26 protein-coding genes and 1 riboswitch are annotated in these 25,289 nt (G+C 69.6%); of the genes, 9 read left to right on the forward strand and 17 right to left on the reverse strand.

Annotation, left to right across the window (positions count from 1 at the left end):
- Window positions 1–43: 43 nt before the first annotated feature.
- The 6 genes from ACFWXC_RS26495 to thrC all read right to left on the reverse strand — a co-directional run bounded on the left by ACFWXC_RS26495 (window position 44) and on the right by thrC (window position 6,818).
- Window positions 44–913, reverse strand: coding sequence for a metallophosphoesterase family protein (locus ACFWXC_RS26495; RefSeq protein ID WP_384482575.1), 870 nt, complete (start codon window positions 911–913; stop codon window positions 44–46).
- Between the two features lie 185 nt (window positions 914–1,098).
- On the reverse strand, window positions 1,099–2,226 hold the full coding sequence (locus tag ACFWXC_RS26500) for an NADH:flavin oxidoreductase (protein WP_384482577.1): 1,128 nt from the start codon (window positions 2,224–2,226) through the stop codon (window positions 1,099–1,101).
- Window positions 2,227–2,532: 306 nt separating this feature from the next.
- Window positions 2,533–4,155, reverse strand: coding sequence for a chaperonin GroEL (gene groL / locus ACFWXC_RS26505; protein ID WP_384482579.1), 1,623 nt, complete (start codon window positions 4,153–4,155; stop codon window positions 2,533–2,535).
- A 357-nt stretch (window positions 4,156–4,512) separates the two neighbouring features.
- Complete coding sequence (locus ACFWXC_RS26510; protein ID WP_019057200.1) at window positions 4,513–4,719, reverse strand: cold-shock protein; 207 nt, start codon at window positions 4,717–4,719, stop codon at window positions 4,513–4,515.
- Window positions 4,720–5,209: 490 nt separating this feature from the next.
- Window positions 5,210–5,485, reverse strand: coding sequence for a MoaD/ThiS family protein (locus ACFWXC_RS26515; RefSeq protein ID WP_384482581.1), 276 nt, complete (start codon window positions 5,483–5,485; stop codon window positions 5,210–5,212).
- 46 nt (window positions 5,486–5,531) lie between these two features.
- Entirely contained in the window at window positions 5,532–6,818 is a 1,287-nt protein-coding gene (gene thrC, locus ACFWXC_RS26520; protein ID WP_384482583.1) for a threonine synthase, read from the reverse strand.
- Between the two features lie 18 nt (window positions 6,819–6,836).
- A riboswitch (SAM riboswitch) is annotated at window positions 6,837–6,999 on the reverse strand.
- A gap of 157 nt (window positions 7,000–7,156) precedes the next feature.
- On the opposite strand from thrC, the gene ACFWXC_RS26525 reads away from it, so the two are divergent.
- The gene (locus ACFWXC_RS26525) at window positions 7,157–8,101 is read left to right on the forward strand and encodes a glucosyl-3-phosphoglycerate synthase (RefSeq protein ID WP_384482585.1); all 945 of its coding nucleotides are present in this window, start codon (window positions 7,157–7,159) and stop codon (window positions 8,099–8,101) included.
- 82 nt (window positions 8,102–8,183) lie between these two features.
- Window positions 8,184–9,608: a trehalose-6-phosphate synthase gene (locus tag ACFWXC_RS26530; protein ID WP_384482587.1), complete on the forward strand. Its 1,425-nt coding sequence runs from the start codon at window positions 8,184–8,186 to the stop codon at window positions 9,606–9,608.
- A 114-nt stretch (window positions 9,609–9,722) separates the two neighbouring features.
- On the opposite strand, the gene otsB is transcribed toward ACFWXC_RS26530, so the two are convergent.
- The 3 genes from otsB to ACFWXC_RS26545 all read right to left on the reverse strand — a co-directional run bounded on the left by otsB (window position 9,723) and on the right by ACFWXC_RS26545 (window position 12,194).
- A complete protein-coding gene (otsB, locus tag ACFWXC_RS26535; RefSeq protein ID WP_384482589.1) occupies window positions 9,723–10,574 on the reverse strand; it encodes a trehalose-phosphatase in 852 nt (283 codons plus the stop codon).
- A gap of 106 nt (window positions 10,575–10,680) precedes the next feature.
- Window positions 10,681–10,914, reverse strand: a complete 234-nt coding sequence (locus ACFWXC_RS26540) for a DUF3263 domain-containing protein (protein ID WP_384482591.1) — start codon at window positions 10,912–10,914, stop codon at window positions 10,681–10,683.
- A gap of 17 nt (window positions 10,915–10,931) precedes the next feature.
- Window positions 10,932–12,194 (reverse strand): extracellular solute-binding protein, encoded by a 1,263-nt coding sequence (locus ACFWXC_RS26545; protein ID WP_384482676.1) that lies wholly within the window; start codon window positions 12,192–12,194, stop codon window positions 10,932–10,934.
- A gap of 129 nt (window positions 12,195–12,323) precedes the next feature.
- Here ACFWXC_RS26545 and ACFWXC_RS26550 point away from each other — a divergent pair, with 129 nt between their 5' ends.
- Both ACFWXC_RS26550 and nagA read left to right on the forward strand, forming a co-directional pair.
- Window positions 12,324–13,262, forward strand: coding sequence for an ROK family protein (locus ACFWXC_RS26550; protein WP_384482592.1), 939 nt, complete (start codon window positions 12,324–12,326; stop codon window positions 13,260–13,262).
- Window positions 13,262–14,530 (forward strand): N-acetylglucosamine-6-phosphate deacetylase, encoded by a 1,269-nt coding sequence (gene nagA / locus ACFWXC_RS26555; RefSeq protein WP_384482594.1) that lies wholly within the window; start codon window positions 13,262–13,264, stop codon window positions 14,528–14,530. The genes ACFWXC_RS26550 and nagA overlap by 1 nt, the downstream gene beginning before the upstream one ends.
- A gap of 54 nt (window positions 14,531–14,584) precedes the next feature.
- On the opposite strand, the gene ACFWXC_RS26560 is transcribed toward nagA, so the two are convergent.
- Window positions 14,585–15,250 (reverse strand): DUF4097 family beta strand repeat-containing protein, encoded by a 666-nt coding sequence (locus ACFWXC_RS26560; protein WP_384482678.1) that lies wholly within the window; start codon window positions 15,248–15,250, stop codon window positions 14,585–14,587.
- A gap of 232 nt (window positions 15,251–15,482) precedes the next feature.
- Here ACFWXC_RS26560 and ACFWXC_RS26565 point away from each other — a divergent pair, with 232 nt between their 5' ends.
- The 3 genes from ACFWXC_RS26565 (at window position 15,483) to ACFWXC_RS26575 (ending at window position 17,715) form a co-directional block, all read left to right on the forward strand.
- Window positions 15,483–16,238 carry a helix-turn-helix domain-containing protein gene (locus ACFWXC_RS26565; RefSeq protein WP_384482596.1) on the forward strand — a complete coding sequence of 252 codons (756 nt, stop codon included), beginning with the start codon at window positions 15,483–15,485 and terminating at the stop codon, window positions 16,236–16,238.
- 73 nt (window positions 16,239–16,311) lie between these two features.
- Window positions 16,312–17,229 (forward strand): 1-phosphofructokinase family hexose kinase, encoded by a 918-nt coding sequence (locus tag ACFWXC_RS26570; protein WP_384482598.1) that lies wholly within the window; start codon window positions 16,312–16,314, stop codon window positions 17,227–17,229.
- A 138-nt stretch (window positions 17,230–17,367) separates the two neighbouring features.
- Window positions 17,368–17,715, forward strand: a complete 348-nt coding sequence (locus tag ACFWXC_RS26575; RefSeq protein WP_384482599.1) for a peptidase inhibitor family I36 protein — start codon at window positions 17,368–17,370, stop codon at window positions 17,713–17,715.
- 99 nt (window positions 17,716–17,814) lie between these two features.
- Here the strand turns inward: ACFWXC_RS26575 and ACFWXC_RS26580 are convergent, their stop codons facing one another.
- Together ACFWXC_RS26580 and cdgB are read right to left on the reverse strand one after the other, a co-directional pair.
- Window positions 17,815–18,756, reverse strand: coding sequence for a CBM35 domain-containing protein (locus ACFWXC_RS26580; RefSeq protein WP_384482601.1), 942 nt, complete (start codon window positions 18,754–18,756; stop codon window positions 17,815–17,817).
- A 118-nt stretch (window positions 18,757–18,874) separates the two neighbouring features.
- Window positions 18,875–20,542 carry a diguanylate cyclase CdgB gene (cdgB, locus tag ACFWXC_RS26585; protein WP_384482603.1) on the reverse strand — a complete coding sequence of 556 codons (1,668 nt, stop codon included), beginning with the start codon at window positions 20,540–20,542 and terminating at the stop codon, window positions 18,875–18,877.
- 316 nt (window positions 20,543–20,858) lie between these two features.
- On the opposite strand from cdgB, the gene ACFWXC_RS26590 reads away from it, so the two are divergent.
- The gene (locus ACFWXC_RS26590; protein WP_384482605.1) at window positions 20,859–21,431 is read left to right on the forward strand and encodes a flavin reductase family protein; all 573 of its coding nucleotides are present in this window, start codon (window positions 20,859–20,861) and stop codon (window positions 21,429–21,431) included.
- Window positions 21,432–21,703: 272 nt separating this feature from the next.
- Here ACFWXC_RS26590 and arfB read toward each other — a convergent pair whose 3' ends face one another.
- Window positions 21,704–22,132: an alternative ribosome rescue aminoacyl-tRNA hydrolase ArfB gene (gene arfB / locus ACFWXC_RS26595; RefSeq protein WP_384482607.1), complete on the reverse strand. Its 429-nt coding sequence runs from the start codon at window positions 22,130–22,132 to the stop codon at window positions 21,704–21,706.
- Window positions 22,133–22,313: 181 nt separating this feature from the next.
- On the opposite strand from arfB, the gene ACFWXC_RS26600 reads away from it, so the two are divergent.
- Entirely contained in the window at window positions 22,314–22,889 is a 576-nt protein-coding gene (locus ACFWXC_RS26600; protein ID WP_384482609.1) for a TerD family protein, read from the forward strand.
- Between the two features lie 56 nt (window positions 22,890–22,945).
- On the opposite strand, the gene ACFWXC_RS26605 is transcribed toward ACFWXC_RS26600, so the two are convergent.
- From ACFWXC_RS26605 to ACFWXC_RS26620, 4 genes are all read right to left on the reverse strand, one after another.
- Window positions 22,946–23,413 carry a hypothetical protein gene (locus ACFWXC_RS26605; protein WP_384482611.1) on the reverse strand — a complete coding sequence of 156 codons (468 nt, stop codon included), beginning with the start codon at window positions 23,411–23,413 and terminating at the stop codon, window positions 22,946–22,948.
- 82 nt (window positions 23,414–23,495) lie between these two features.
- On the reverse strand, window positions 23,496–23,720 hold the full coding sequence (locus tag ACFWXC_RS26610) for a DUF397 domain-containing protein (protein ID WP_046427928.1): 225 nt from the start codon (window positions 23,718–23,720) through the stop codon (window positions 23,496–23,498).
- 95 nt (window positions 23,721–23,815) lie between these two features.
- Window positions 23,816–24,010 carry a hypothetical protein gene (locus ACFWXC_RS26615; protein ID WP_384482680.1) on the reverse strand — a complete coding sequence of 65 codons (195 nt, stop codon included), beginning with the start codon at window positions 24,008–24,010 and terminating at the stop codon, window positions 23,816–23,818.
- 420 nt (window positions 24,011–24,430) lie between these two features.
- The gene (locus ACFWXC_RS26620) at window positions 24,431–25,279 is read right to left on the reverse strand and encodes a helix-turn-helix domain-containing protein (RefSeq protein WP_384482613.1); all 849 of its coding nucleotides are present in this window, start codon (window positions 25,277–25,279) and stop codon (window positions 24,431–24,433) included.
- Between the last annotated feature and the right edge of the window lie 10 nt (window positions 25,280–25,289).

Consider the following 25,289-nt stretch of genomic DNA (forward strand, 5'->3'; position numbering starts at 1 on the left):
TCGCACGAGTGCCGAACACCCCTCACCCGTATGGGTGAAACCGTCAGCCATGCTGGGCGACGAACGCCCTGGCCTGCGCCTCGTCGATCTCGTACACCGTCTCATGGGCCCGCGGATCGCGCGCATGGAAGGTGTGGCACAGCGGACCGGCCGGCCCGCCCAGCTCCACCAGCGACGCCGACGCCCCGCGCACCGCCCGCTCACCGGGCGCCACGGTCAGGTCGATCCGGTTGACGACCCCCGGCGTCACCCACACCGGCACCGACTCCAGCAGGCCGAAGAGCTGGAGGTGGTAGTGCCCGTTGAGGATCATCCGTACGTCACCGCCCCGGAGCGCCGCCGCCAGCTCGCCGGGGTCGCGCAGCCCGAAGGCCGGCTGGGTCACCGAGAGGTCCAGGGCGAAGGGCGGGTGGTGGAAGGCGAGGACCGTGCCGCGCTCGGCCGGGGTGCGCAGCACCTCGCGCAGCCACTCCAGCTGGGGCGCGCCCAGCCGGCCGTACACCTTGCCCGGTACCAGCGAGTCCAGGGTGACGAAGCGCCAGCCGCCGACCGTGCTGACGGCGGCCCGCTCCTCACCGCCGAACACCTGCTCGGCGCGGTCGGTGCCGTCGGCGTCCAGATGCCCGCTGCCCAGCACCTTGGCGAAGGCCCCGCGCTCGTCGTGGTTGCCGGTGGTGCAGAAGACGGGGATGTTCCGGTCCCGTGCGTATCCGCCGATCAGCGTGCGCAGGGCGGTGTACGCCTCGACCGCGCCGTCGTCGGCGAGGTCGCCGGTGACGACGACCGCGTCGAAGCCGGAGAGACCGCGGAGTTCGTCGAGCATCAGCCGCAGGGACGCGGTGGCGTTGACGCCGCGTTTGTTGGGGGTGTCGGTGCGGTCCAGGTGGGTGTCCGAGAGATGGAGTATCCGCATGCTCGGACGGTACCGGCGAATTCCCGGGTGAGCACCGGGCCGCGTGCCATGAAGGTGCCGCTCGTGCCGTACGCGGGTGCCGCTCGTGCCGTACGGGTATGCGTTCGCCCCCGGGCCGGCCGGCTGGTCGCGGGCCGGCCCGAGGGCGGACGGGGTGGTTCGGCTCAGGCTCTCGGCTCAGGCGCTCAGCTGAGGCTCTTGAGCGCCGCCGCGTCGTACGACTTCAGCTCCTGCGTGCGGCCGGCCAGCACCTTCGCCGCCCACTCCGGGTCCTGGAGGATGGCGCGGCCGACGGCGACCATGTCGTACTCCTCGCGCTCCAGGCTGTCGAGGAGGTCCTCGATGCCCCGGACCGGGGAGCCCTCGCCCGCGAAGCCCTTGATGAAGTCGCCGTCGAGGCCGACCGAGCCGACGGTGATGGTCGGCTTCCCGGTGAGCTTCTTGGTCCAGCCGGCCAGGTTCAGGTCGGAGCCCTCGAACTCGGGCAGCCAGTAGCGCCGGGTGGAGGCGTGGAAGACGTCGACACCGGCCGCCGCCAGCGGGGTGAGGATCGCCTCCAGCTCCTCCGGGGTCTCGGCGAGGCGGGCGTCGTAGTTGTCCGACTTCCACTGCGAGTAGCGGAAGATCACCGGGAACTCCGGGGAGACCGCCGCGCGTACGGCCGCCACGAGCTCGGCCGCGTACTGGGTACGGGCGACCGGGTCACCGCCGTAGGCGTCGGTACGGCGGTTGGTGCCCGCCCACAGGAACTGGTCGAGGAGGTAGCCGTGGGCGCCGTGCAGCTCGACCCCGTCGAAGCCGATGCGCTCGGCGTCGGCCGCGGCCTCGGCGAACGCGCGGATGACGTCGTCCAGGTCCTCGCGGCTCATCGCCTTGCCCTCGCCCTCGGTGCCGTCCAGGCGGATGCCGGAGGGGCCGACCGCGGGGGCGTCCGCGAACGGGGGCTGGCCCTGCTTGCGGACCATGCCGATGTGCCACAGCTGCGGGACGATGGTGCCGCCGGCCGCGTGCACCCCCTCGGCGACCTTCGCCCAGCCCGCCAGCTGCTCCTCGCCGTGGAACCGCGGGATGCGGCTGCTCTGCCCGGCCGAGTCGTGACCGACGTACGTGCCCTCGGTGACGATCAGACCGACACCGGCGGCGGCCCGGCGGGCGTAGTACGAGATCACGTCCTCGCCGGGGACACCGCCCGGGCTGAACTGCCGGGTCATCGGCGCCATCACGATCCGGTTGGGGACCGTGAGCCCGTTCAGGGTGATCGGACGGGAGAGGATCTCGGCCGCGCGGGAGGCGGGGGGCGTGGTGACGGTCACGTGGGGGGCTCCTCGTGGGTAGGTCGTAGACCGGACGGTATGTGCACGCGCATCGAGTGCACGCACGTGCACAACGACCTGCCCGTACGCACCCATTCCCGTCCCCGCCCGAAAGCCGTGTGACACCGGACACGGCCCCCACGGCCGCCCCGGCCGGCCGACGGGCAACTCCCGCTTCAGTGCCCGCGGTTCCCCGCCGTCGACGCCCGGGCCCCGGTCATCGAGGCAAAAACGCCCGAGGGCGGCACCCCCTGTCGAACAGGGAGTGCCGCCCTCGGTCAGGACAGGCGATCGACCAGGGGTCGATCAGAAGTCCATGTCACCGCCCGGCATGCCGCCCGGAGCGGCCGCGGCGGCCTTCTCCGGCTTGTCGGCGATGACGGCCTCGGTGGTGAGGAACAGCGCGGCGATGGAGGCGGCGTTCTGCAGGGCAGAGCGCGTCACCTTCGCCGGGTCGATGATGCCCTCGGCGATCAGGTCGACGTACTCACCGGTCGCGGCGTTCAGGCCGTGACCCGGGGTGAGGTTGCGGACCTTCTCCACCACGACGCCGCCCTCGAGGCCGGCGTTGACGGCGATCTGCTTCAGCGGGGCCTCGAGGGCGAGCTTCACGATCGCGGCGCCCGTCGCCTCGTCACCCTCCAGCTCCAGCTTCTCGAAGACCGAGGAGGCCTGCAGCAGGGCCACGCCACCACCGGCGACGATGCCCTCCTCGACGGCCGCCTTCGCGTTGCGCACGGCGTCCTCGATGCGGTGCTTGCGCTCCTTGAGCTCGACCTCGGTCGCGGCACCGGCCTTGATGACGGCGACGCCACCGGCGAGCTTGGCCAGGCGCTCCTGGAGCTTCTCGCGGTCGTAGTCCGAGTCGGACTGCTCGATCTCGGCGCGGATCTGGTTGACCCGGCCGGCGACCTGGTCGGACGAGCCGGCACCGTCGACGATGGTGGTCTCGTCCTTGGTGATGACCACCTTGCGGGCCTTGCCCAGCAGGTCGAGGGTCGTGTTCTCGAGCTTGAGACCGACCTCCTCGGAGATGACCTCGCCACCGGTGAGGATGGCGATGTCGTTCAGCATCGCCTTGCGGCGGTCGCCGAAGCCCGGGGCCTTGACCGCGACGGACTTGAAGGTGCCGCGGATCTTGTTGACGACCAGGGTCGACAGGGCCTCGCCCTCGACGTCCTCGGCGATGATCAGCAGCGGCTTGCCCGACTGCATGACCTTCTCCAGGAGCGGGAGCAGGTCCTTGACGGAGCCGATCTTCGAGTTGGCGATCAGGATGTACGGGTCGTCGAGGGACGCCTCCATACGCTCCATGTCGGTGGCGAAGTACGCCGAGATGTAGCCCTTGTCGAAGCGCATACCCTCGGTGAGCTCCAGCTCCAGACCGAAGGTCTGGGACTCCTCGACGGTGATGACGCCTTCCTTGCCGACCTTGTCCATGGCCTCGGCGATGAGCTCGCCGATCTGGGTGTCGGCGGCGGAGATGGAGGCCGTGGAGGCGATCTGCTCCTTGGTCTCGACATCCTTCGCCTGCTCCAGCAGGGCACCGGAGACAGCCTCGACGGCCTTCTCGATACCGCGCTTCAGAGCCATCGGGTTGGCGCCGGCCGCGACGTTGCGCAGGCCTTCCTTGACCAGGGCCTGGGCGAGCACGGTCGCGGTGGTCGTACCGTCACCGGCGACGTCGTCCGTCTTCTTGGCGACTTCCTTGACCAGCTCGGCGCCGATCTTCTCGTACGGGTCCTCCAGCTCGATCTCCTTGGCGATGGACACACCATCGTTGGTGATCGTGGGGGCGCCCCACTTCTTCTCAAGGACGACGTTGCGGCCCTTGGGGCCGAGGGTGACCTTGACGGCGTCGGCGAGCTGGTTCATACCGCGCTCAAGGCCGCGCCGCGCCTCCTCGTCGAACGCGATGATCTTGGCCATGTGAAGTGGTCCCTCCAGGACTGGGGGTGAGTCTTCGGACCGCGCCCGCGCCCGCGACGGACGGCTCGCCGACCCGTGGGTTCCTTGCCCCACCCGGCCTGCGGGCCTCACCGACCCGGTCCATTTTTGTCACTCTCACCTTCAGAGTGCTAACGCCAATGATTAGCACTCGCCCATGCCGAGTGCAAGCGCCTCCGGGAGACTGGGCCGCGCCCCGGCCCCGTACCGGGCCGCCCCCGCGGGGCGCACCGGCCCGCTCGTCCCGGGCATGCCAAAGGGCTCGTAACCCATGACTCCCCATGGGATACGAGCCCTCCGACAAAGAAAGAAGAACGACGCTGTCAGTCGGCGCGTGCTTCAGCTGGTCGCGAGCCGGACCATGTCCGCCTGCGGCCCCTTCTGGCCCTGCGAGATCTCGAAATCGACCCGCTGACCTTCCTCCAGGGTGCGGTAGCCGTCCATCTGAATCGCACTGTAGTGGACGAAAACATCCGCACCACCGTCGACCGCGATGAAGCCGTACCCCTTCTCCGCGTTGAACCACTTGACGGTGCCCTGAGCCATGCCTAACTCCCCTATTACTGGCCCTTGCACAGATCCACACTTCGCGGATCCGGGTCAGACCTCACCCCCCACAGGTTTGGGGGCGTGCGCCGGAACGCGTCGACCGCGGCTGAATGTATCTGTCCAACTGCCGTCTGCAACAGGTCAATCGGACGAGAATTCTGGACGGGAAGGGTCCGGAATGTAGCAAGAATTCGGCCGAATTCAGGGCAAGTCGGGCCCCATAAAGGCCGCAAAAGCCGCATATAACCCGCGCACTTTGGCTACTTCTTATCGGGTCAGCGGTATCGAATACGGGGCCCCCGACCTGGAGATCGGGACCGCGTTCCCCAACTCTACCGCGCTCAACCACACAGAATTGCCCCCTCCGCTTCTCTCACGGAGGGGGCAATCAAATGAACACTCGGTGATGGCTGTTACCGAAGGTAATGTTCGGTCATACGGCCATCACGACAGCCAGGTCAGCGGGCTCGCCGGGCGGTCGCCGGGGTCAGCCGCCGGCGACGGCCGGGATGATGGAGACGCCGGCGCCGTCCGGAGTGGCCGTCGCCAGGCCCTGCTCGAAGCGCACGTCGTCATCATTGACGTACACATTCACGAACCGGCGCAGCTTGCCCTCGTCGTCGAGAACGCGGCCGGCGATCCCGGTGTGGTTCTTGTCCAGATCGGAGATGACCTCGCCGAGGGTGGCCCCTTCGGCACTGACTTCGGCCTGACCACCGGTGTAGGTGCGCAGGATGGTGGGGATGCGAACGGTGACGCTCACGTTTAAACCTCCGGTTAGAGCAACGCCCTGGTTTTCTGCGGCTGACTTAGGCGAGCCCGGCCTCACGGAACGAATCGAGAGTGGGCCGAATAGTCGCCGTAAGCCCGGTCCCCGCCACGGCGTCCAGTGTCTTCAGTCCATCACCCGTGTTGAGCACGACAACCGACTTCGCCGGGTCGATCAGCCCATTCTCAATGAGCTTCTTGGTGACTCCGACCGTCACCCCGCCGGCGGTCTCCGCGAAGATTCCCTCGGTCCGCGCGAGCAGCTTGATCGCGTCGACGACCTGCTCGTCGGTCACGTCCTCCACCGCACCGCCGGTACGGCGCGCGATGTCCAGGACGTACGGCCCGTCGGCCGGGTTGCCGATGGCGAGGGACTTGGCGATGGTGTTCGGCTTCTGCGGCCGCACCACGTCGTGGCCCGCCTTGTAGGCCACCGACACCGGCGAGCACCCCTCGGCCTGCGCACCGAAGATCTTGTACGGCTTGTCCTCGACGAGCCCGAGCTTGATCAGCTCCTGCAGCCCCTTGTCGATCTTCGTGAGCTGCGAGCCGGAGGCGATCGGGACGACCAGCTGGTCGGGGATCCGCCAGCCGAGCTGCTCGCAGATCTCGTACGCCAGGGTCTTGGAGCCCTCCGCGTAGTACGGCCGCAGGTTGACGTTGACGAAGCCCCAGCCCTCGCCGGCCGAGTCACCGATCAGTTCGGAGCAGAAACGGTTCACGTCGTCGTAGTTGCCCTCGATGCCGACGAGCTCGCCGCCGTAGATCGCGGCCATGACGATCTTGCCCTGCTCCAGGTCGTGCGGGATGAACACGCAGGAGCGGAAACCGGCCCGGGCGGCGGCGGCACCGACCGCGCCGGCGAGGTTGCCGGTGGAGGAGCAGGAGAGCGTGGTGTAGCCGAAGGCGCGCGCGGCCTCGACGGCCTGGGCGACGACCCGGTCCTTGAAGGAGTGCGTCGGGTTGCCGGAGTCGTCCTTGACGTACAGGCCGCCGGTGACGCCCAGCTCCTTCGCCAGGTTGTCGGCCTGGACGAGCTTGGTCCAGCCCGGGTTGATGTTCGGCTTGGTCGCCACGTCCGCGGGGACGGGCAGCAGCGGCGCGTAGCGCCAGATGTTCGCGGGACCCGCTTCGATCCGCCTCCGCAGCTCCTCGGTGTCGTAGGCCGAGAAGTCATACGCGATCTCGAGCGGGCCGAAACACTCCTCGCAGGCGAACACCGGGCCGAGCGGCACACGGTGGCCGCACTCGCGGCAGCTCAGGGCGGTGGCCGGACCGAGGTCGACGGTCGTGGAGTCGGTGGTGGTCGCAGCAGTCTGCACAGCCATGTGAGGCGAGGCCCTTTCTCCTCATCTTCCCCACGACGCATTTCGCCGTGAGACGGATTTGGCACCTTCCCTAGCCGGGAGCCTCGCGAGTGATCGACATTGATCAGCGATCCACGAGTAACCGACTGGAGGGTTGCCGGGGCTTCATCGGGCCGTTTCCCTCTGCCCCTCTGGATGAGCGGTATGCGGTTGTCAACGCTCGGTGACCTCAGGACATGCGATGGTCATCGGCGTTGTTCAAGACTGTAACCGAAGGCCAGGACAGTTGAGATAGTCGTCCGAACCGCGAGATGGATCACACCTCGCAGTGTGACCGTGACAGTGAGGAGCCGCTGACTGTGCTGGAAGAAGTCGAGCGCTGGCTGGCCACCCGCTCCTGGTCCATGAACGACCGTCCGCTGCACCGGATACTCGCCGCCAAGCAGCGCACCGGTCAGTCCGTCTCCGTCGTGCTGCCCGCGCTCAACGAGGAGGAGACGGTCGGCGACATCGTCGCGATCATCCGTCACGACCTCATGCGGCAGGTGCCGCTCGTCGACGAGATCGTGGTCGTCGACTCCGGTTCCACCGACCGTACGGCGGCGGTGGCCGCGGCGGCCGGCGCCCGGGTCGTCCACCGCGACACGATCCTGCCGCGCATCCCCGCCGTCCCCGGCAAGGGCGAGGTCCTCTGGCGCTCCCTCCTGGTCACCACCGGCGACATCGTCTGCTTCATCGACGCCGACCTGCGTGACTTCTCCTCCGACTTCGTCACCGGGATCGTCGGCCCGCTGCTGACCGACCCGGACGTCGACCTGGTCAAGGCGATGTACGACCGCCCGCTCGCCGGCTCGGCCGGACAGGGCGGCCGGGTCACCGAACTGATGGCCCGCCCGCTGCTCAACATGCACTGGCCGCAGCTGGCCGGGTTCGTCCAGCCGCTCGGCGGCGAGTACGCCGCCCGCCGCTCCCTCCTCGAACAGCTCCCCTTCCCGGTCGGCTACGGCGTGGAGCTGGGCATGCTGGTCGACGCCCTGCACCTGGTGGGGCTCAACGCGTTGGCGCAGGTCGACGTGGGGGTCCGCAAACACCGCCACCAGGACGGCCAGGCCCTCGGCCGGATGTCCGCCGCGATCTACCGCACCGCGCAGCTGCGGCTGGCCCGCGGGCACCTGATCCGCCCTTCCCTCACCCAGTTCGAACGGGGCGAGGACGGCTTCGAGCCGCGCACCTACTCCGTGGACACCGAGGAACGGCCGCCGATGGCGGAGATCGCCGAGTACGCCGAGCGCCGGGTGGCGTGACTTCTACGTACGGCCGTATACGGCGGCGCGTCGGGCACGGCCGTACGTTTGAGCGTTTCCGGGCCGGGCTAGGTTGTGGCGTATGGCTTCCACCAGCGGTGCTGAGGTGCTGGTCGCGTCCAACCGCGGCCCGGTTTCGTATGAAGTGGGCGACGGCGGTGCCCTGCACGCCAAGCGGGGTGGCGGCGGGCTGGTCTCGGGGCTGTCGGCCATCGGGCCGGACGCGAACGCGGTGTGGGTGTGCGCGGCGCTGAGCGACGGCGACCGGGAGGCGGTACGGCGGGCCGAGGGCGGCCGGCTGCCGGCCGGGGACACCGGCGGGCAGCAGGTCCGGATGCTCGACATCGACCCGGACGTGTTCTCGGACGCGTACAACGGCATCGCGAACTCGGTGCTCTGGTTCGTCCACCACATGCTCTACCAGACCCCGCTGGAACCGGTCTTCGACGCGGAGTTCCGGCGGCGGTGGGCCTCGTACCAGGCCTACAACCAGGCGTTCGCCGAGGCGCTGGCGCAGGAGGCGGGCGAGGGTGCGGTGGTCGTCATCCAGGACTACCACCTGGCGCTGGCCCCGCGGATGCTGCGCCGGCTGCGGCCGGATCTCCGTATCGGCCATTTCTCCCACACCCCGTGGGCGCCGCCGGACTACTTCCGGCTGCTCCCCGACGACATCGCGGCGGAGCTGCTCGGCGGGATCCTGGGCGCCGATCACGCGGCGTTCCTGACCCGGCGGTGGGCGGACGCGTTCGTGGCCTGCTGTCATGCGGTGCTGGGCCCGGGGATCCCGGCGGCCGGGGAGACCCGGATCGGGGTGCACGGGCTGGGGGCCGACGCGGACTTCCTGCGGAAGCGGTCGCACGAGCCGGACGTGGACGAGCGGATGCGGGCGCTGCGGGAGGAGATCGGCGAGGGCCGCAGGACGATCGTCCGGGTGGACCGGACCGAGCTGTCGAAGAACATCGTGCGGGGGCTGCTCGCGTACCGGCAGCTGCTCGACGACCACCCCGAGTGGCGGGAGCGGGTGGTGCATGTCGCGTTCGCGTATCCGTCGCGGCAGGACCTCGCGGTGTACCGCGACTACACGGCCGAGGTGCAGCGGGTCGCGGACGAGATCAACTCGGCGTACGGGACGGCGGGTTGGACGCCGGTGGTGCTGCATGTGAAGGACGACTTCGCGAGGTCGCTTGCGGCCTACCGGCTGGCCGACGTGGCGTTGGTGAACCCGATCCGGGACGGCATGAACCTGGTCGCCAAGGAGATGCCGGTGGTGTCGGACGAGGGGTGCGTGCTGGTGCTCTCGCGGGAGGCGGGGGCGTACGAGGAACTGGGCGAGGATGCGGTGGTCGTGAACCCGTACGACATCGGGGGGACGGCCGTGGCTTTGCAGCAGGCGTTGACCATGGGGGTGGAGGAACGGGCGGAGCGGACGAAGCGGCTCGCTGCGGCGGCTACGGCGTTGCCGCCTGCGGCTTGGTTTCTTGAGCAGTTGCAGGCGTTGGAGGGGTAGCGCCGTTCGGGGTAGCGCCGTTCGATGTCGGGTGCGGGTGCGTGGGGGCTGGTCGCGCCCACGCGGCGGAGCCGCATATCGAACACAGCCCCGCGCCCCTTACGGGGCGCTTGCTTACGGGGCGCTTTGATCAGCCACGTCTTTCAGCAGCCGTACTACTCCCTCCGGGCCGTCCACCACCAGGTCGGCTCGGTCTGCCAGGTCTGTTACTTCTGTGCTGCCGCTGCATACGAGGAGGCCGGGGGTGCCTTCCGCCCGTAGTTTCTCCACGGCTGCGAAGGCCGGGATGTCGCCCAGGTCGTCGCCGGCGTAGAGGATCGCGCCCGCGCCGATCTCCCTCGCGTACTCGCGCAGTGCCACGCCCTTGTCCATGCCCGGGGGGCGCAGTTCCAGGACCAGGCGGCCCGGTTCGACGATCAGGGCGTGGCGGGTGGCCAGGTCGGTCAGGGGGGCGCGGAGGGTCTCGAAGGTGGCCTGGGGGTCGTCGGCCCGGCGGGTGTGGACGGCCACGGCATGGCCCTTGTCCTCGATCCAGGTACCCCGCACCCCTGCGCCGTCGATGACGGCCGGGAGTTCGGCGCGGACGGCGGCGATCCCGGGGTGCGGCGGGGGCGCGGTGATCTCGCCCGTCGCCGCGTCCCAGCGCTCGGCGCCGTAGTGGCCGAGGACGACGAGGTGGTCCAGGCCGGGGACGCCGGCGAAACCGCCGTAGCGGACGGCGATCTCGGCGGGGCGGCCGGTGATGACGGCGACGGCGGCCACCTTCGGGGCGAGGGCGGCCAGGGCCGGTACGGCGTCCGGGTGAGCCCGGGCCTGCTCGGGGTCGGCGACGATCGGCGCGAGGGTCCCGTCGAAGTCGAGACCGATCAGCGCGGAGCGTGGCCGCGAGAGAAGAGCAGCGAGGCCGTCGCGACCGGCGGGGGTGCGAGGCGGAGGCAGAGGGTTGTCCGTCGGATGCGTACCCATACGGCGACCCTATCCGCGACGCCCAGGACAGCGCGCCCCAAAGGGGCGCGGGGAACTGCGCGACCAGCCCCCACCGGCCCGCAGATCCCCCCGGCCTACAGCCCCGTCAGCGGTCCCCCCGCCGCGCGTCCCGCACCCTCCGCAGCCTGTTCACCGTCACCGGGTCATGGGCCAGTGCCCGCTCGTCGTCGAGGAGGGCGTTGAGGAGCTGGTAGTAGCGGACCGGCGCCAGGTCCAGTTCCTCGCGGATCGCCCGTTCCTTCGCGCCGGGGCTCGGGAAGCCCCGGCGTTCCAGGGCGAGGATCGCCTGCTCGCGTGCGCCCAGTTCTTGCCGGTCCATGCCGAGAACCGTAACGCTCAGCCCGTCGTCGTACGGCTGTCCGCCGCCGCGGCCTTGGACTGGATCCGGCTGAGCACCGCGGTCGGGTCGCCCGTCGCCGTGACCGCGGTCCCTATCTGCTCCTTGACGTCGGCGCTGATCGCGGCCCAGGAGGTCTTGCCGGCCGGGTACAGCTCGGAGGTCGGCAGCTGCTCCAGGAAGGGGAGGAGCTGCTTGTCCTCGGCCTGCGGGGAGTCGGTCATCGTCTGGGACGCGGACGTGGTGACCGGCAGCAGACCGTACTCGCGGGAGAAGTCGAGGACGTTCTTCTCGCTGTAGACGTAGTCGAGGAAGTCGCCGACCTGGTCCGCGTGGCCGTTCTGCCTGAACGCCGCCATCCAGTCGGTGACGCCCATGGAGGCGGTGGTGGTGCTCTGGCCGGCGCGGGCCGGCATCGGAACCGTGCCGAACTTCACGCCCTTCTTCTCGGCCTGCTTGATGAGCGTGGGGTGGCCGTTGAGCATGCCGACCTGGCCGTCGGCGAACGCGGCGAACGCCGTCGCGCGGTTCAGCTTGCCGGGCGCCGTCGGTCCGGTCAGGCCCTTGCCCACCAGGTCGTCCTTGAGCCAGGTGAAGGTGTCGATGTTCTGCGAGGAGTCGATCGTGTACGTGCCGATGTCGTCGGTGTAGCCACTGCCGCCGCTGAGCAGCCACTGCATGGTCTCCGCCTGCGCCTCCTCGGGGCCGAGCGGCAGCGCGTACGGGTACTTCACCCCGTGCTCCTTGAGCGCCTGCGCGTCGGCCGCCAGCTCCTTCCACGTGGTGGGCGGGGTGATGCCGGCTTCGGTGAAGAGGGTCTTGTTGTAGAAGAGGACGCGCGTAGACGCGGCGAAAGGCATGCCGTACTGCGCGTGGTTCCACTGGCCCGCCTCGGCGAGCTGGGAGGGGAAGTCGGCCTGGACCGGGATGGAGAGCAGGTCCCCGGCCTCGTACAGCTTGCCGGCGGCCGCGTAGTCGGCGTACGAGCCGATCTGTGCGAGGTCGGGCGCCTTGCCGGCGGCCACCATGTCCTTGACCTTGCGGTCGACGTCGTTCCACGAGTAGACGGTGACGTCGACCTTCACGTCGGCGTGCTTGGCCTCGTACGCCCTGGCCAGCTTGTCCCAGTACTTCTGGGAACTGTTGGCGGCGGAGTCTCCGTAGTCGGCTGCGACGAGTCTGATGGTGACGTCCGAGGATCCGGTCGTCCCACAGCCACCGAGAACCGCCGTCATGCCCGTTGCGGACACCACCGCGATCATTCCTGCCCTACGCCGCCGCACGTGAACTACCCCTGTCCAACTGTCTCGCCGTTCAATATCTCGAACCACAAGGTCTACACCACGCAAGTGGACTAGACCTCTTACGGGTCGGCGGGCCACACTGTTCCCGTGAGACATGTCATCGCCCTGGACGTGGGCGGCACCGGAATGAAGGCCGCGCTGGTCGGGCCGGACGGCGAGCTGCTCCACCGGGACCGCCGGTCGACCGGCCGCGACCGCGGCCCCGAAGCCGTCGTCGCCGCCATCCTCGACTTCGCCGCCGACCTGTACGCGTACGGCGAGAAGCACTTCGGCGAGGGCGCGGCCGCGGCCGGCCTCGCCGTCCCCGGCATAGTCGACGAGCCGAACGGCATCGCCGTCTTCGCGGCCAACCTCGGCTGGCGCGACGTACCCCTGCGCGCCCTCCTCGCCGAGCGCCTCGGCATCCCGGTCGCCCTCGGCCACGACGTGCGCACCGGCGGCCTGGCGGAGGGCCGGCTCGGTGCGGGCCAGGGCGCGGACCGCTTCTTCTTCGTGGCGCTCGGCACCGGTATCGCGGGCGGCTTCGGCCTGGACGGCCGGGTGGAGTCGGGCGCGCACGGCTTCGCGGGCGAGATCGGCCACATCGTCGTACGACCGCAGGGCGCGCCGTGTCCGTGCGGGCAGCGCGGCTGTCTGGAGCGGTACGCGTCGGCGGCCGCGGTGAGCGAGGCGTGGGCGAGGGCCACCGGTGACCCGGACGCGGACGCGGCGGACTGCGCGAAGTCCGTCACGTCCGGCGACCCGAACGCCGTCCGGGTCTGGCAGGAGGCGGTGGCCGCCCTGGCCGACGGCCTCGTCACGGCCCTGACCCTGCTGGACCCCCGCGTCCTGATCATCGGCGGCGGCCTGGCGGAGGCCGGGGACGTGCTGTTCGAGCCGCTGCGGGAGGCCGTACAGAGCCGGGTGACCTTCCAGAAGCTGCCGGCGATCGTCCCGGCGGCACTGGGAGACACGGCCGGTTGTTTGGGGGCGGGCCTGCTCGCCCAGGACCTACTAGCGACGACAACTCCGGAGGTAACCCCCTGATGGCCGCCAACGAGCCGCACTACAGCGCCCCTTCAGGGGCGCGGGGCAGCGCTGAATCTGCGGCTACCGCCGCGTGGGCGCGACCAGCCCCCACGCACCCGCAGCCGGGGTCGAACGGCCTGGTCCTCGACGGCGCCCGGGTAGTCCTCCCCACAGGAGTCGTCGACAAGGGCCAAGTGGTCGTCGACGGCACGAAAATCGCCGCCACCGCCCCGGAAAACGCCCAGGTCATCGACGTCACCGGCCACTGGCTCCTGCCCGGCTTCGTAGACATCCACAACCACGGCGGCGGCGGAGCCTCCTTCACCTCGGGCACCGCGGAGGAGATCCTCACCGGCGTCCACACGCACCGCGCGCACGGCACCACCACCCTCGTCGCCTCCACCGTCACCGACGACATGGACATCCTCGCCCGTCAGGCCGGCCTGCTCTCGGAGCTGGCCGAGCAGGGGGAGATCGCCGGTATCCACTTCGAGGGCCCGTTCATCTCCCCGTGCCGCAAGGGCGCGCACTCCGAGGCGCTGCTGCGCGACCCGGACCCGGCGGCGGTCCGCAAGCTGGTCGACGCGGCGCGCGGCCACGCCAGCATGGTCACGCTCGCCACCGAACTCCCCGGCGGCATCGAGTCCGTACGGCTGCTCGCCGAGCACGGCGTGATCGCCGCCGTCGGCCACACGGACGCGTCGTACGAGCAGACGATGGAGGCGATCGACGCGGGCGCCACGGTCGCCACCCACCTCTTCAACGCGATGCCGCCGCTCGGCCACCGCGCCCCCGGCCCGATCGCCGCCCTCCTGGAGGACGAGCGGGTGACCGTCGAGCTGATCAACGACGGCACCCATCTCCACCCGGCCGCGCTCCAGTTGGCGTTCCACCACGCGGGCCCGGAGCGGGTGGCCTTCATCACGGACGCCATGGACGCGGCGGGCAGCGGTGACGGCCGCTACCTCCTCGGCCCGCTGGAGGTCGAGGTCACCGACGGGGTCGCCCGGCTGGTGGAGGGCGGTTCCATCGCCGGCTCCACGCTGACCCTGGACCGCGCGCTGCGGCGGGCGGTGACCGTCGACCGGCTGCCCGTCGAGCACGCCGTCGCCGCCCTGTCCGCCAACCCGGCCCGGCTGCTGGGCCGTTACGACCGCGTCGGCTCCCTGGAGCCCGGCAAGGACGCCGACCTGCTCGTCCTGGACGCCGACTTCACGCTGAAGGGCGTGATGCGGCAGGGCGCGTGGGTGGTCGTACCCGAACTTCCGGCGGCCGCCCTTCGCTGAACCGGCTCGGCCCCACCACCCTGTCGAGGTGGTGGGGCCGAGCTGTTGGCCGGGTCAGAGGCTGCGGGCGGTGATGTCGCCGCGGGAGGTGGTGGCGCGGATGTCGAGTTCGGCGGTGCCGTCGTTCTTGAGGGCGTTGCTGACGCGGCCGTAGTCGGTCCCGGCGTCCAGGGCGGCCGAGACGCCGGCGGCGGCGCCGACCGAGATGTCGCCGTCCTGGGTACGGAGCACGACCGCGCCGCGCACGGCCTCGGCGATCCGGATGTCGCCCCGCGCGGTGCTGATCTCCGCGGGACCGCCCAGCCGGCCGACCTCGACGTCACCGTCGAGTGCGGTGAGGCGGACGGCCGCGGCCTCGTCGATCTTGATCTGCCGGTACGCGCCCTCGAACACGACGTCACCGAGGCGTCCGACCCCGCGGAGCTCGGCACCGGCGGTTTTGGCCTCGACGCGGGAGCCGGCGGGCAGCTGGACGGTGACCTCCACCGACCCGGACGGGCCGAAGAGCTGGTTGCCGGAGGCCGCGGCGGTGATCCGCAGGACTCCGTCGGCGTAGGCGACGGCGGTCTGCTCGGCGGCCTTGACGTCCCGGCTCCGGGCGGGGTCGGCGGGCAGGACCTCGACGGTGGTGTCGGCGCGGTCCGCGGCGATGAACTGGATGCGTCCGGCGGGGATCTCCAGGACGGCCGAGATCGGGGCGGAGGTGGCGAACTTCTGCATCATGCTCTCCTGTGACTCGTCGTTTCCGATGAACGAAAAGCTACGTTGCATTTACTGATCCAGCAACAGACTCGTTGCGCGAGATTGCCATCACCGCAGGCCAGAACCGTAAAAATGTTGCATTGGCTTTCGAGATGAATGCAACGATGACCACGCGCTCGTTGCAATGGATTGGAAGTGAACGCTATGCTGGAGGCCGCAGGGACCGTCGAGGGGCACGAAGGAGACCGCGATGCCGGGAGGCAGGCTCACCCAGCAGGAACGCCAGCAGATCGCGCTGGGACTGGCCGACGGCCTCGCCTACGCCGAGATCGCCCGGCGCCTGGACCGTCCGACCTCGACGGTCACGCGTGAGGTGCTGCGCAACGGCGGCCCCACCGACTACCGCGCCGACCTGGCCCACCGCGCCACCGAGCGCCGCGCCCACCGACGCGGGCAGGCCGCGCCCCGAGGCACCGCGGCGCCGTTGCCGGCGCACGGACGCGACCCCGAGGCCGTGCGCGCGTACGAGGAGACTCTCACCACCGTCATGATGGCCTCGGGCATGACCACGATGCCCGCCCGCGTCATGGCCTCCATCACCCTCACCGACACCGGCAGCCTCACCGCGTCCGAACTCGTCGAGCGCCTGAAGGTCAGCCCGGCGTCCGTCTCCAAGGCGATCGCGTTCCTCGAGAGCCAGGGCCTCGCCCGCCGGGAGCAGGGCGAGGGCCGCCGCGAGCGCTACATCGTCGACGACGACATCTGGTACCAGTCGATGATGGCCAGCGCCCGCTCCACCGCCCAGATGGTGGAGATCGCACGGCAGGGCGTCGGCGTCCTCGTCCCCGGCACCCCGGCCGCCACCCGCCTGGAGAACGTCGCCCGCTTCCTCGACTTCGTCAGCGAGAGCATCGCCCGCGCCGCGGAGCAGGCCCGCGAGGTCCTCCACACCAGACCCGAGGCGGCCTCCCCCGAGGCAACCTCTCTCGAAGGACGGCAACTCTAGGCCGGTCGCCGTCTCTTTGGCATGATCGAGACCCCTGACGGACGGCACGGGCATGCGCGAGGGAGGTCGCCCGGTGATCCTCACGGTCACGCTGAACACCGCTCTCGACATCACCTACCGGGTCGGCGCACTGCGCCCGCACACCTCGCACCGCGTCTCGGACGTCACCGAACGGCCGGGCGGCAAGGGGGTGAACGTGGCCCGGGTGCTCGCCGCGCTCGGGCACGAGACGACGGTGACCGGTTTCGCGGGCGGTGCGACCGGGCGCACGGTACGGGAGCGGCTCGCCGGGGTGCCGGGGGTGCGGGACGCGCTGCTGGCGGTCAGCGGGCCGACCCGCCGCACGATCGCCGTCGTGGACGAACTGACCGGTGACACGACCCAGTTGAACGAGCCGGGTCCGCAGATAACTCCCGCCGAGTGGGGCGCCTTCCTCGGCCACTACGAGGAACTGCTGTCCGGCGCCGCGGCGGTGGCGCTGTGCGGGAGCCTGCCGCCGGGAGTGCCCGTGGGTGCGTATGCCGGGCTGATAAAGAGCGCGCGCTCCACGGGTGTCCCCGTCCTCCTCGACACCAGCGGGGAGCCGCTGCGGCGCGGGGTGGCCGCCCGCCCGGACCTGGTCAAACCGAACGCCGCCGAACTGGCCGAACTGACCGGCTCCCACGACCCGTTGCGCGCCACCCAGGACGCCCGGCGCCGCGGCGCCCGCACGGTGGTCGCCTCCCTGGGCCCGCAGGGCCTGCTGGCCCGCACCCCGCAGGGCCACTGGCGCGCCGCCCCACCCACCCAAGAACACGGCAACCCCACCGGCGCCGGCGACTCAGCAGCCGCCGGTTTGCTGTCCGGCCTGGTGGAACAACTCCCTTGGCCGGATTGCCTCACCCGCGCGGTCGCCCTGTCGGCTGCCACCGTACGGTCTCCGACAGCGGGCGACTTCGACCGCGCGGCCTACGAGAAGCTTCTGGCGCAAGTGTCGGTGACGGCGGCGTGACGGCTGTGCAACCCCCCGCAGGACATGCCCGCCTGGCAGTTTGGCCGAGAATCACCCTTCCCCCCATACGGGTTGGATGATCAGATGATCATCCATTCGCTACATGACCAGTAGCGAAAGATGCAGGGGGAACCTCACATGAGCATGCTCAAGAAAAGCCTGACAACGATCGCCGTGACCGGCGCATTGCTGGGCGGCGCCTTTGCCACACCGGCCGCGGCGGCCGATCCCAACACCTGCCCGAAGGGCAAGTTCTGCGGATGGTCGGGGACGAACAGGACCGGGACCAGGACGGTCTACTCCGACTCGCCCGGCTGTATCCCTCTCGACCACATCGCCCGGTCCGTCTCGAACCAGACTTCTTACACTCTGGTTTTCTGGAAGGCCACCACTGGCTGCGCCACCGGCACCAAGCTGGTCACTCTGAAGCCGGGCACCTACTCGGACAACCCCGGCAGCGCCAACTCGGTTGAGATTTACGGCTGAGGTTCGCCAAAAGCGCTTGACCTGAAGTTCACAATGTTCGACAGCCGCCGGAAATCAACACCTCCGGCGGCTGCGGCGCTTGACGGACCGTATCGGCCTCTACTTGGTGATGTAGAGCTGGTCCAGGACGGCGTTGCACTGGTTGCCGTCGTTGCAGGCGACCGCGATCGTGTTGCTGCCCTGGTTCAGGGTGACGTTGGCCCACGTGGTCTTCCAGCCCTTCTCCCAGTCGCCTGCGGGAGTGTTGCCGAAGTTCTTCATGTTCAGCGGCTGGGAATTGGCCTCGCCGTTGACCAGCAGAGCGGCGTTGGCGTCCGCGCCGGGAACGCCATAGCGCACGTACAGCCGGTAGGTGCCGGCCTTCTGGATACCGTCGACGGTCCAGGTGACCTTGGCCCCGACCTGGTTGAAGCCCGTCACGTAGATGCCGCCGTCGGCCTTGGCACCCTTGAACTCGGACGCCGTGGTGGTCCCACCCTCCAGCCGCAGCGCCTTCGCGTCGATCTTCGGCAGTTCACCCGCAGCCGAGACCGAGCTGGTGCTCGACGGCGTCGGAGAGGCGCTCTGGGACTGGGTCGGGGTGGTGGAAGCGTCGCCGTTCGCCTTGTCGTCGTCCGAGTTGCCGTTCATCATCGCGAGGCTGATGCCTATGACGACCGCGGCGACGACCGCGACCGCGCCGATGAGGAGGCCCTTGGTGTTCGGGCCCCGGCCGCGGCCGGAGGACGGCATCTGCTGGCGGGTGGTCGGCGCGCCGCCCGGGAAGGTCTCCGGCGCCTGGTAGGCCGCGGACGGCGGCTGGCCGTAGCCGCCGCCACCGGGCTGCTGCTGCGGGATGGTCTGGCCGCCGTACTGCGGCGCCTGCGCCTGGCCGCCATACGTGCGCTCACCGACCGAGCGCACCCTGCTGACCGCGTTCGGGTAGCCATAGCCACCGGAGCCGGACGGCGGCTGGGCCCCTCTGGCCTGGCCGTCGGCGTACAGGTAGCCGAACGGGTCGTCGTCCTCGGGCGTGCTCGCGCCGTTGTCGCCGGGCGTCATCCCTTGGTACTCCTCAACAGGTGCGGGCGGATGCGGTACAGGTATTGAGAGTCGAGCCTACCCGGTCTGACTGAGCCAAACGGGTGACTCGGACCGCATTAACGCGATGACCTGGGAATCATCCGGCACGACGATGTTGTTTGGGACGAGATCGTTTCTCTACGTACATCCGCTCGTCGGCGGATTTCAGGACTTCGTCCGCCGTCATGCCGCAGTGCGCCCATCCGATGCCGAAACTGGCGCCCACCCGGACGGCCCGGTCCTCGGCGCGGATCGGCTGGATGATCTCGTTGCGCAGGCGTACCGCGAGGTCCTGGGCGTCGGCCTTGCCGAGCCCGTCGGCGAGGATCACGAACTCGTCGCCGCCGAGACGCGCCACCGTGTCCCCGTCGCGCACCCCCCGGCTGAGCCGCCGGGCGACCTCGATGAGGACCGCGTCGCCCGCGTTGTGCCCGAACCGGTCGTTGATCGACTTGAAGCCGTCGAGGTCGCAGAAGAGCACCGCGAGCCCCTTGGCGCCGTCGTCGCGGCCCTCCTCGGGGGCGACGGTGTGCACATGGTGGTCGTAGCCGTCGTACGACGCCGAGCCGATCGCCGAGCCCGTGGCGCCCGCGAAGTCGAAGCCGTGGCCGTTGGCGTCGTAGGCGGGGTGGCCGTAGGCCGCGTCCAGGGACTCCAGGCCGTCGGTGTCGGCGCGCCGGCAGAGCCGGGAGGCGAGGCGGGAGCGGAGCTCGGCGGAGTTCGGCAGTCCGGTGAGGGAGTCGTGGGAGGCGCGGTGGGCGAGCTGGAGCTCGCGGCGCTTGCGCTCCTCTATGTCCTCGACGTGGGTGAGGAGGAAGCGGGGGCCGTCGGCCGCGTCGGCGACGACGGAGTTGCGGAGCGAGACCCAGACGTAGGTGCCGTCGCGGCGGCCGAGGCGGAGTTCCGCGCGGCCGCCCTCTGCCGACGTACGCAGCAGGGTGCCGATGTCCTCGGGGTGGACCAGATCGGAGAAGGAGTAGCGGCGCATCGCGGAGGCGGGGCGGCCCAGCAGGCGGCACAGGGCGTCGTTGGTGCGGAGTATTCGGCCGTGCTGGTCGCCGCCCATCTCGGCGATCGCCATGCCGGAGGGGGCGTACTCGAAGGCCTGCCGGAAGGACTCCTCGCTGGCGCGCAGGGCCTGCTGCTCGCGCTCCAGCCGGACCAGCGCCCGCTGCATGTTCGCACGTAGACGCGCGTTGCTGATCGCGATCGCGGCCTGGAAGGCGTACATCTGCAGGGCCTCGCGGCCCCAGGCGCCGGGGTGCCGGCCGTTGCGCGGGCGGTCCACGGAGATCACGCCGAGCAGTTCGCCGCAGGAGCTGCCCGAGATACCGGGCGTGTACATGGGGGCGAAGAGCCGGTCGGAGGGGTGCCACTCGTCCTCGAAGCGGGGCGCCGGGCCGTCGGTGTACCACTGCGGGACGTCGTCGTCGTCGAGGACCCAGCCCTCGGTGTGCGGTATGAAGACGAGGTCGCCCCACTTCTCGCCCATGTTCAGCCGCCGGTCCCAGGAGTCGCGGGAGCCGACCCGGCCGGTGATCAGGGCCTCGGCGGCGGAGTTGCCGGCGAGGGCCGCGACCACGAGATCGCCGTCGGGACGTACGAGGTTCACGGCGGCCATCTCGAACCCGAGGGCGGTGATCACGCCGTCGGCGACGGTCTGCAGGGTGTCCGCCAGACTGCGGGCCGTGTTCATGTCGGCCATGACCTGGTGCAGTTGTCGCAGGGACGCAAGACGGACGTAGGGTTCCGACTCGGTCTCCATGTTCGCCCTCCCCCCGAGGCCTCGCAGCGAATCAAGGGTCTGCTTCGGCGCTACTTTTCCCTGCCACTGAATCACAGCGCGCTGCCCACTCGGTACACAGGGTCAACAATAAATGCCCCTTGTGACTCAAGTCACAGGAGAACGTGAGCAATTGCGTGGAGTTTCTGCGTTTTCCCTGTGCGTTTACTGAACACAGCCTTTGTAGGTGTGTGCACATGATGCACGTTACGGCCTTTCACCCCGCCCTTGGTCCTAGGACCCGGCTCGGGCCGATGGCCGATGCGGGCGAACAGCGGCCGACATTAGCGTTTCCGGCGTGCTGAAGACTCCCTCCCTCACCGCCGCAGAAGCCACCGGGCATGCTGTGGGGGTGAGCAACGAAGCGTTCAAGGCCGCCCTGACCCGGCTGGCCGCCGGCGTGGTCCTGGTGACCGCGCAGGAGCCGTCGCTGGACCCGGACGACCCGCTGGCGCCGACCGGCGAGGACGTCGGCATGACCGCCACGGCGTTCATGTCGGTGTCGCTCGACCCGCCGTTGGTGCTGGTCAGCCTGCGTGAAGGCTCCCGGATGGACGACCTGCTCGACGAACAGCCGCGGTGGGCGGTCTCCGTGCTCACCGAGAGCCAGCGCCACATCGCCGGCCGCTTCGCGATGAAGGGCCGCATCAGCGACCGCCTGCTCTTCGAGGACATTCCGTACGTGCGCGGCGAGGCCTCGGGCGCGCCCCTGGTCGGCGGCGCCCTCGCGACCCTGGAGTGCCGCACCGAGCAGCGGGTGACGGCCGGGGACCACACCCTCGTGATCGGCCGCGTCCTCACCGCCGAACTGCCGAGCGCGGAAGGCGGACCGCTGATGTATTTCCGGGGCCGATACCGGCAGCTGGAATGAAACCGCACGGTCTGTTTTTCAATTTCCGCGGGCACGTGCCGAAAGGCCGATCCGGGACGCGGTGCGATGTGATGCGATGCGATGCCGGCGATGCGACACGATGCGGTGCGGTGCGATCGCGAACGAATGTGAAAGACGTGACCCGTGCCGGGCGACGGCCGACTGGTCGCGACCGAGAATCCCGGTGAGCTCACCGCAGGGGGAAGATCCAGCCGCAGGAAAGATCCAGCCGCGGGAAAGATCCAGCCGCGGGAAAGATCCAAAGGCGGCCGTTAAGACCAGTCGCGGCCCGAGCGGCCCCGCTTGGTGTCCGAGCGCTGCTTCTTCTGGCGCAGCCGGCGTTCGTTGATGCCGCGCGGGATGCGGGTCGGTGTGCGGGGCTTGGGCGGGGGCGCGCTGGCCTCGGCGAGGAGAGCCGCGAGGCGCACCGCGGCGGTCTCACGGTTGCGCCACTGGGAACGGTGCTCGGACGCCCGTACGACGACCACGCCGTCGACGAGCCGCCCGGCCAGCCGCGCCAGCGCCCGCTCCTTCCACACCGGCGGCAGCGCCTCGGTGTTCGCGAGGTCGAAGCGCAGCTCCACCTGCGAGTCACTGGTGTTGACGTGCTGCCCGCCCGGCCCGGAGGACCGCGAGAAACGCCAGTTGAGCTCGGCCTCGGGGAGCGAGACGGAGCCACGGATGACATACGGACCGGACATGCCCCCATGGTCGCGCGCCTGACCGGCACACGTCACGCGAATATCGCCCATCACCCGTTTGGCAAAGAAAGTAAAGCGACCTGGAACCTTCGGTACCCCTCGTCGCGTTCATACGGGTAGCTGTAGCTTCAAGCCCGTACGCCGCACGGCCGTACGCAAACCAGGGAAAGGACTCCCGACCATGGCTGTAAGCCTGTCCAAGGGTGGCAACGTCTCGCTCACCAAGGAGGCTCCGGGCCTGACCGCCGTCACCGTGGGCCTCGGCTGGGACGTCCGCACGACCACCGGCACGGACTTCGACCTCGACGCCTCGGCGATCGCGGTCAACCCGCAGGGCAAGGTCTACTCCGACGCGCACTTCGTCTTCTTCAACAACAAGCAGACCCCGGACAACACGATCGTCCACACGGGCGACAACCGCACGGGTGAAGGTGCCGGCGACGACGAGGCGATCAACGTCAACCTGGCGGGGCTCCCGGCCGACATCGAGAAGATCGTCTTCCCGGTCTCGATCTACGACGCGGAGACCCGCTCGCAGAACTTCGGCCAGGTCCGCAACGCCTACATCCGCATCCTCAACCAGGCCGGCGGCGCCGAGATCGCCCGCTACGACCTCTCCGAGGACGCCGCCACCGAGACCGCGATGGTCTTCGGCGAGCTGTACCGCAACGGCGCGGAGTGGAAGTTCCGCGCGGTGGGCCAGGGCTACGCGTCCGGCCTGGTCGGCATCGCCCAGGACTTCGGCGTCAACGTCTGACGGTCGCTGCGCTGTACGGGAGCCCCGGTGCAGCCGGGGCTCCTTTGTCGCTTCCACTACGCGACTGGACAGGCCAGTTCAGCGTTCACCCAGTTCGGGGAACAGGTCACTACTGCCAGAGACAGATACGAGGGACGTTCAAGATAGAAGCCGTACGACACATCGGCGCCCGAGCGCAGTTGTTCGGCAGTGGCGTTCACCAGTCGGGCGAGCCGGGTGGTGTCCTGGTCCCGGTCTGCTGCGAACCGGGGTGCATACTCGGCCAGCTGCTCGCCGAGCCATGACGCGGCCTCCTTCGCCTCCTCCCATGTGCCACGAACCACGGAGCGCGGCTTGATCAGCCAGTACGCCGTTTCCAGTGGCGGCAGATCCGAAACAGGGAACTCTGCGGCCACTTCGCGGTACCGCTGAATCAGTTCCGGCCTGCTTCCGGCAGGGGGCGGCTCAGGATGCGGGGGCCGTCGTAGCGCTTCCTGGTCGAAGCGGTCTTTCGGGCCGGTCCACAGGTAGCCGTGGTGGTGCACGCGTCGTACCCGTTCCGAGAGGTGCCAGCCGGGCATGGGCCCTGCACGGGGGATGGGCAGCCCGGCCGGCGGAGGGGGAGGATCAGACGTTGAGGCCGAAGCGCGCCGGGTCGATCCCGGCCGCATCCAGTTCCTCCGTGGTGAACCGCAGCGGCTGAGCGTCCGGCCGCTTGCTGTCACCGAGGGCCCAGGCGTCGTCACCGATCCGCGCCAGGGTCACGCACCCCTCGGTGCAGGGGCCGCCGCACGCCTTCACAAACGACGCCCCGTTGATGTCGAGCGCATACAGATCACTTCCGTCCAGCATCACTACACCTTCCTGCTCAACTGATCGCGGCCATGACCGACCGCCGCCGCCCATAGCGGGCGGGGGTTCAGGGATTCCACCGCCGGAGTGGATCTCTACTCGGCGCGAACCACCATCGCGAACGAGGTCCTGATGCGCCGGAAACCGGCGTGACCGGAACGGCCCGTGTGGCTCATGCACTCCACGTCGACGGGCGCCGGAGCATCGGCCGACTCGGCTTTCCAACCGCAGTGCAGACACTGGGCCTCGAACGTCACGCCGATATCGGGATGCTCGGTGATCCTGTGCATCACGTACCGCATGGCCGCTCTGACGCTCACAGCCCACCCCTACGGCTCCGCGCGTTGGCCTCAGCCACTCTGGCACTCAGCCCCTCTGACGGGCTGTTCGACGGGTGCTTGTGGTCAGGGCACTTCGGGCTCCCGCACTCGCACCGAGGCCAGTGCAAAGCCGAACTCGGCGCCAAGTCTGCGCCCTCGGGGCCAGGATCACTCTTCTGCACCATGCGCACACCGCCGACGCCGAATACTCCGGAGAGACGCGAGAGGGACCGTCGGGCCCCACTGCTGCCCGGGTGATCAGGCGCTCCGGCCCCATGTGCCCTGCTGTCGCTCACCATGGCCCGCCCTCCCCGATGACTCCGCTACGTCAAAGACGTTAGAGAGGGCCGAAGGCGTGGGACCACGAAGTTGCACGGGATTGCACGGCAGTCACCCGAGTGAGTGCATAGCCGCTGTGATCAGGGCGCGGGCGTTCGCGCCGTAAACGGCAAGGTCGGCCAACTCGGCGAACGTGTCCGCGTACATGGCTACCTCGCTGGGCTGTGTGAGCGTGAGGTATCCCGAGACCAACTCGACGTTGACTTGTGCCGCGTCGAAGATCCAGAACCCCTCTACCGGCATCCGCGAACGGTTCGCGCGCATGGGCACCACGCCCAAGCTGACGTTGGGCAGCGTGCCGACCTCAAGCAGGTGACCAAGCTGACCAATCAGCACATCGGTCCCTCCGATGCCGTTCCGTAGAACCGATTCCTCAACTAGGAAGGCGAAGCGTCGGTCTCCGTCATAAAGCACGCGCTGCCGTTCCATACGGGCCGCTACCGCTTCCGCCACGTCGTCGACTTCGACCCTGCGGCGCTGAACGGCCCGCAACACGGCCTCCGTATAGCCGTATGTCTGGATCAGCCCAGGCACCAACCACGAGGAATAGGACCGGAATCGGTGCGTGCGTTCGAACAGCGGCGAGCGCGCTTCTTGTGCCTGCTTGAGCCCAGCCCGCTCCATTCGCCGCCAGCCAACCCACATACCTTCAGCGGTCCGTAGGGAGGCGATCAGATCGGCAGTCTGATCCTCCGCACCACATGCCTGGCACCAGGCCCGGATGTCTTCTGCCGATGGGGGCGTGCGGGCGTTCATGATCCGGGATGACTTGGACGGATGCCAGCCGCAGCGCGCAGCAATGTCACGCCCGGACAAGCCGGCGTCCCGACACAACTCCGTAAGACGATCCGCTAGAACCTGCCGGGCTTGCTGGGCACTTGAAGATGAGGAAACAGCCATGGATGCGAGG

Origin of the sequence: Streptomyces sp. NPDC058683, from assembly GCF_042716195.1 — a bacterium.
In the GTDB taxonomy this organism is placed as follows: domain Bacteria; phylum Actinomycetota; class Actinomycetes; order Streptomycetales; family Streptomycetaceae; genus Streptomyces.

Coding starts and splice junctions, on each gene's coding strand:
- ACFWXC_RS26560 (WP_384482678.1), bottom strand. CDS start 15,250: ATGCAGAAGTTCGCCACCTCCGCCCCGATCTCGGCCGTCCTGGAGATC.
- thrC (WP_384482583.1), bottom strand. CDS start 6,818: ATGGCTGTGCAGACTGCTGCGACCACCACCGACTCCACGACCGTCGAC.
- ACFWXC_RS26530 (WP_384482587.1), top strand. CDS start 8,184: ATGGCTTCCACCAGCGGTGCTGAGGTGCTGGTCGCGTCCAACCGCGGC.
- ACFWXC_RS26495 (WP_384482575.1), bottom strand. CDS start 913: ATGCGGATACTCCATCTCTCGGACACCCACCTGGACCGCACCGACACC.
- ACFWXC_RS26620 (WP_384482613.1), bottom strand. CDS start 25,279: ATGGCTGTTTCCTCATCTTCAAGTGCCCAGCAAGCCCGGCAGGTTCTA.
- nagA (WP_384482594.1), top strand. CDS start 13,262: ATGGCCGCCAACGAGCCGCACTACAGCGCCCCTTCAGGGGCGCGGGGC.
- cdgB (WP_384482603.1), bottom strand. CDS start 20,542: ATGGAGACCGAGTCGGAACCCTACGTCCGTCTTGCGTCCCTGCGACAA.
- otsB (WP_384482589.1), bottom strand. CDS start 10,574: ATGGGTACGCATCCGACGGACAACCCTCTGCCTCCGCCTCGCACCCCC.
- ACFWXC_RS26575 (WP_384482599.1), top strand. CDS start 17,368: ATGAGCATGCTCAAGAAAAGCCTGACAACGATCGCCGTGACCGGCGCA.
- ACFWXC_RS26565 (WP_384482596.1), top strand. CDS start 15,483: ATGCCGGGAGGCAGGCTCACCCAGCAGGAACGCCAGCAGATCGCGCTG.
- ACFWXC_RS26540 (WP_384482591.1), bottom strand. CDS start 10,914: ATGGACCGGCAAGAACTGGGCGCACGCGAGCAGGCGATCCTCGCCCTG.
- groL (WP_384482579.1), bottom strand. CDS start 4,155: ATGGCCAAGATCATCGCGTTCGACGAGGAGGCGCGGCGCGGCCTTGAG.
- ACFWXC_RS26545 (WP_384482676.1), bottom strand. CDS start 12,194: ATGATCGCGGTGGTGTCCGCAACGGGCATGACGGCGGTTCTCGGTGGC.
- ACFWXC_RS26580 (WP_384482601.1), bottom strand. CDS start 18,756: ATGACGCCCGGCGACAACGGCGCGAGCACGCCCGAGGACGACGACCCG.
- ACFWXC_RS26600 (WP_384482609.1), top strand. CDS start 22,314: ATGGCTGTAAGCCTGTCCAAGGGTGGCAACGTCTCGCTCACCAAGGAG.
- ACFWXC_RS26510 (WP_019057200.1), bottom strand. CDS start 4,719: ATGGCTCAGGGCACCGTCAAGTGGTTCAACGCGGAGAAGGGGTACGGC.
- arfB (WP_384482607.1), bottom strand. CDS start 22,132: ATGTCCGGTCCGTATGTCATCCGTGGCTCCGTCTCGCTCCCCGAGGCC.
- ACFWXC_RS26615 (WP_384482680.1), bottom strand. CDS start 24,010: ATGCACAGGATCACCGAGCATCCCGATATCGGCGTGACGTTCGAGGCC.
- ACFWXC_RS26610 (WP_046427928.1), bottom strand. CDS start 23,720: ATGCTGGACGGAAGTGATCTGTATGCGCTCGACATCAACGGGGCGTCG.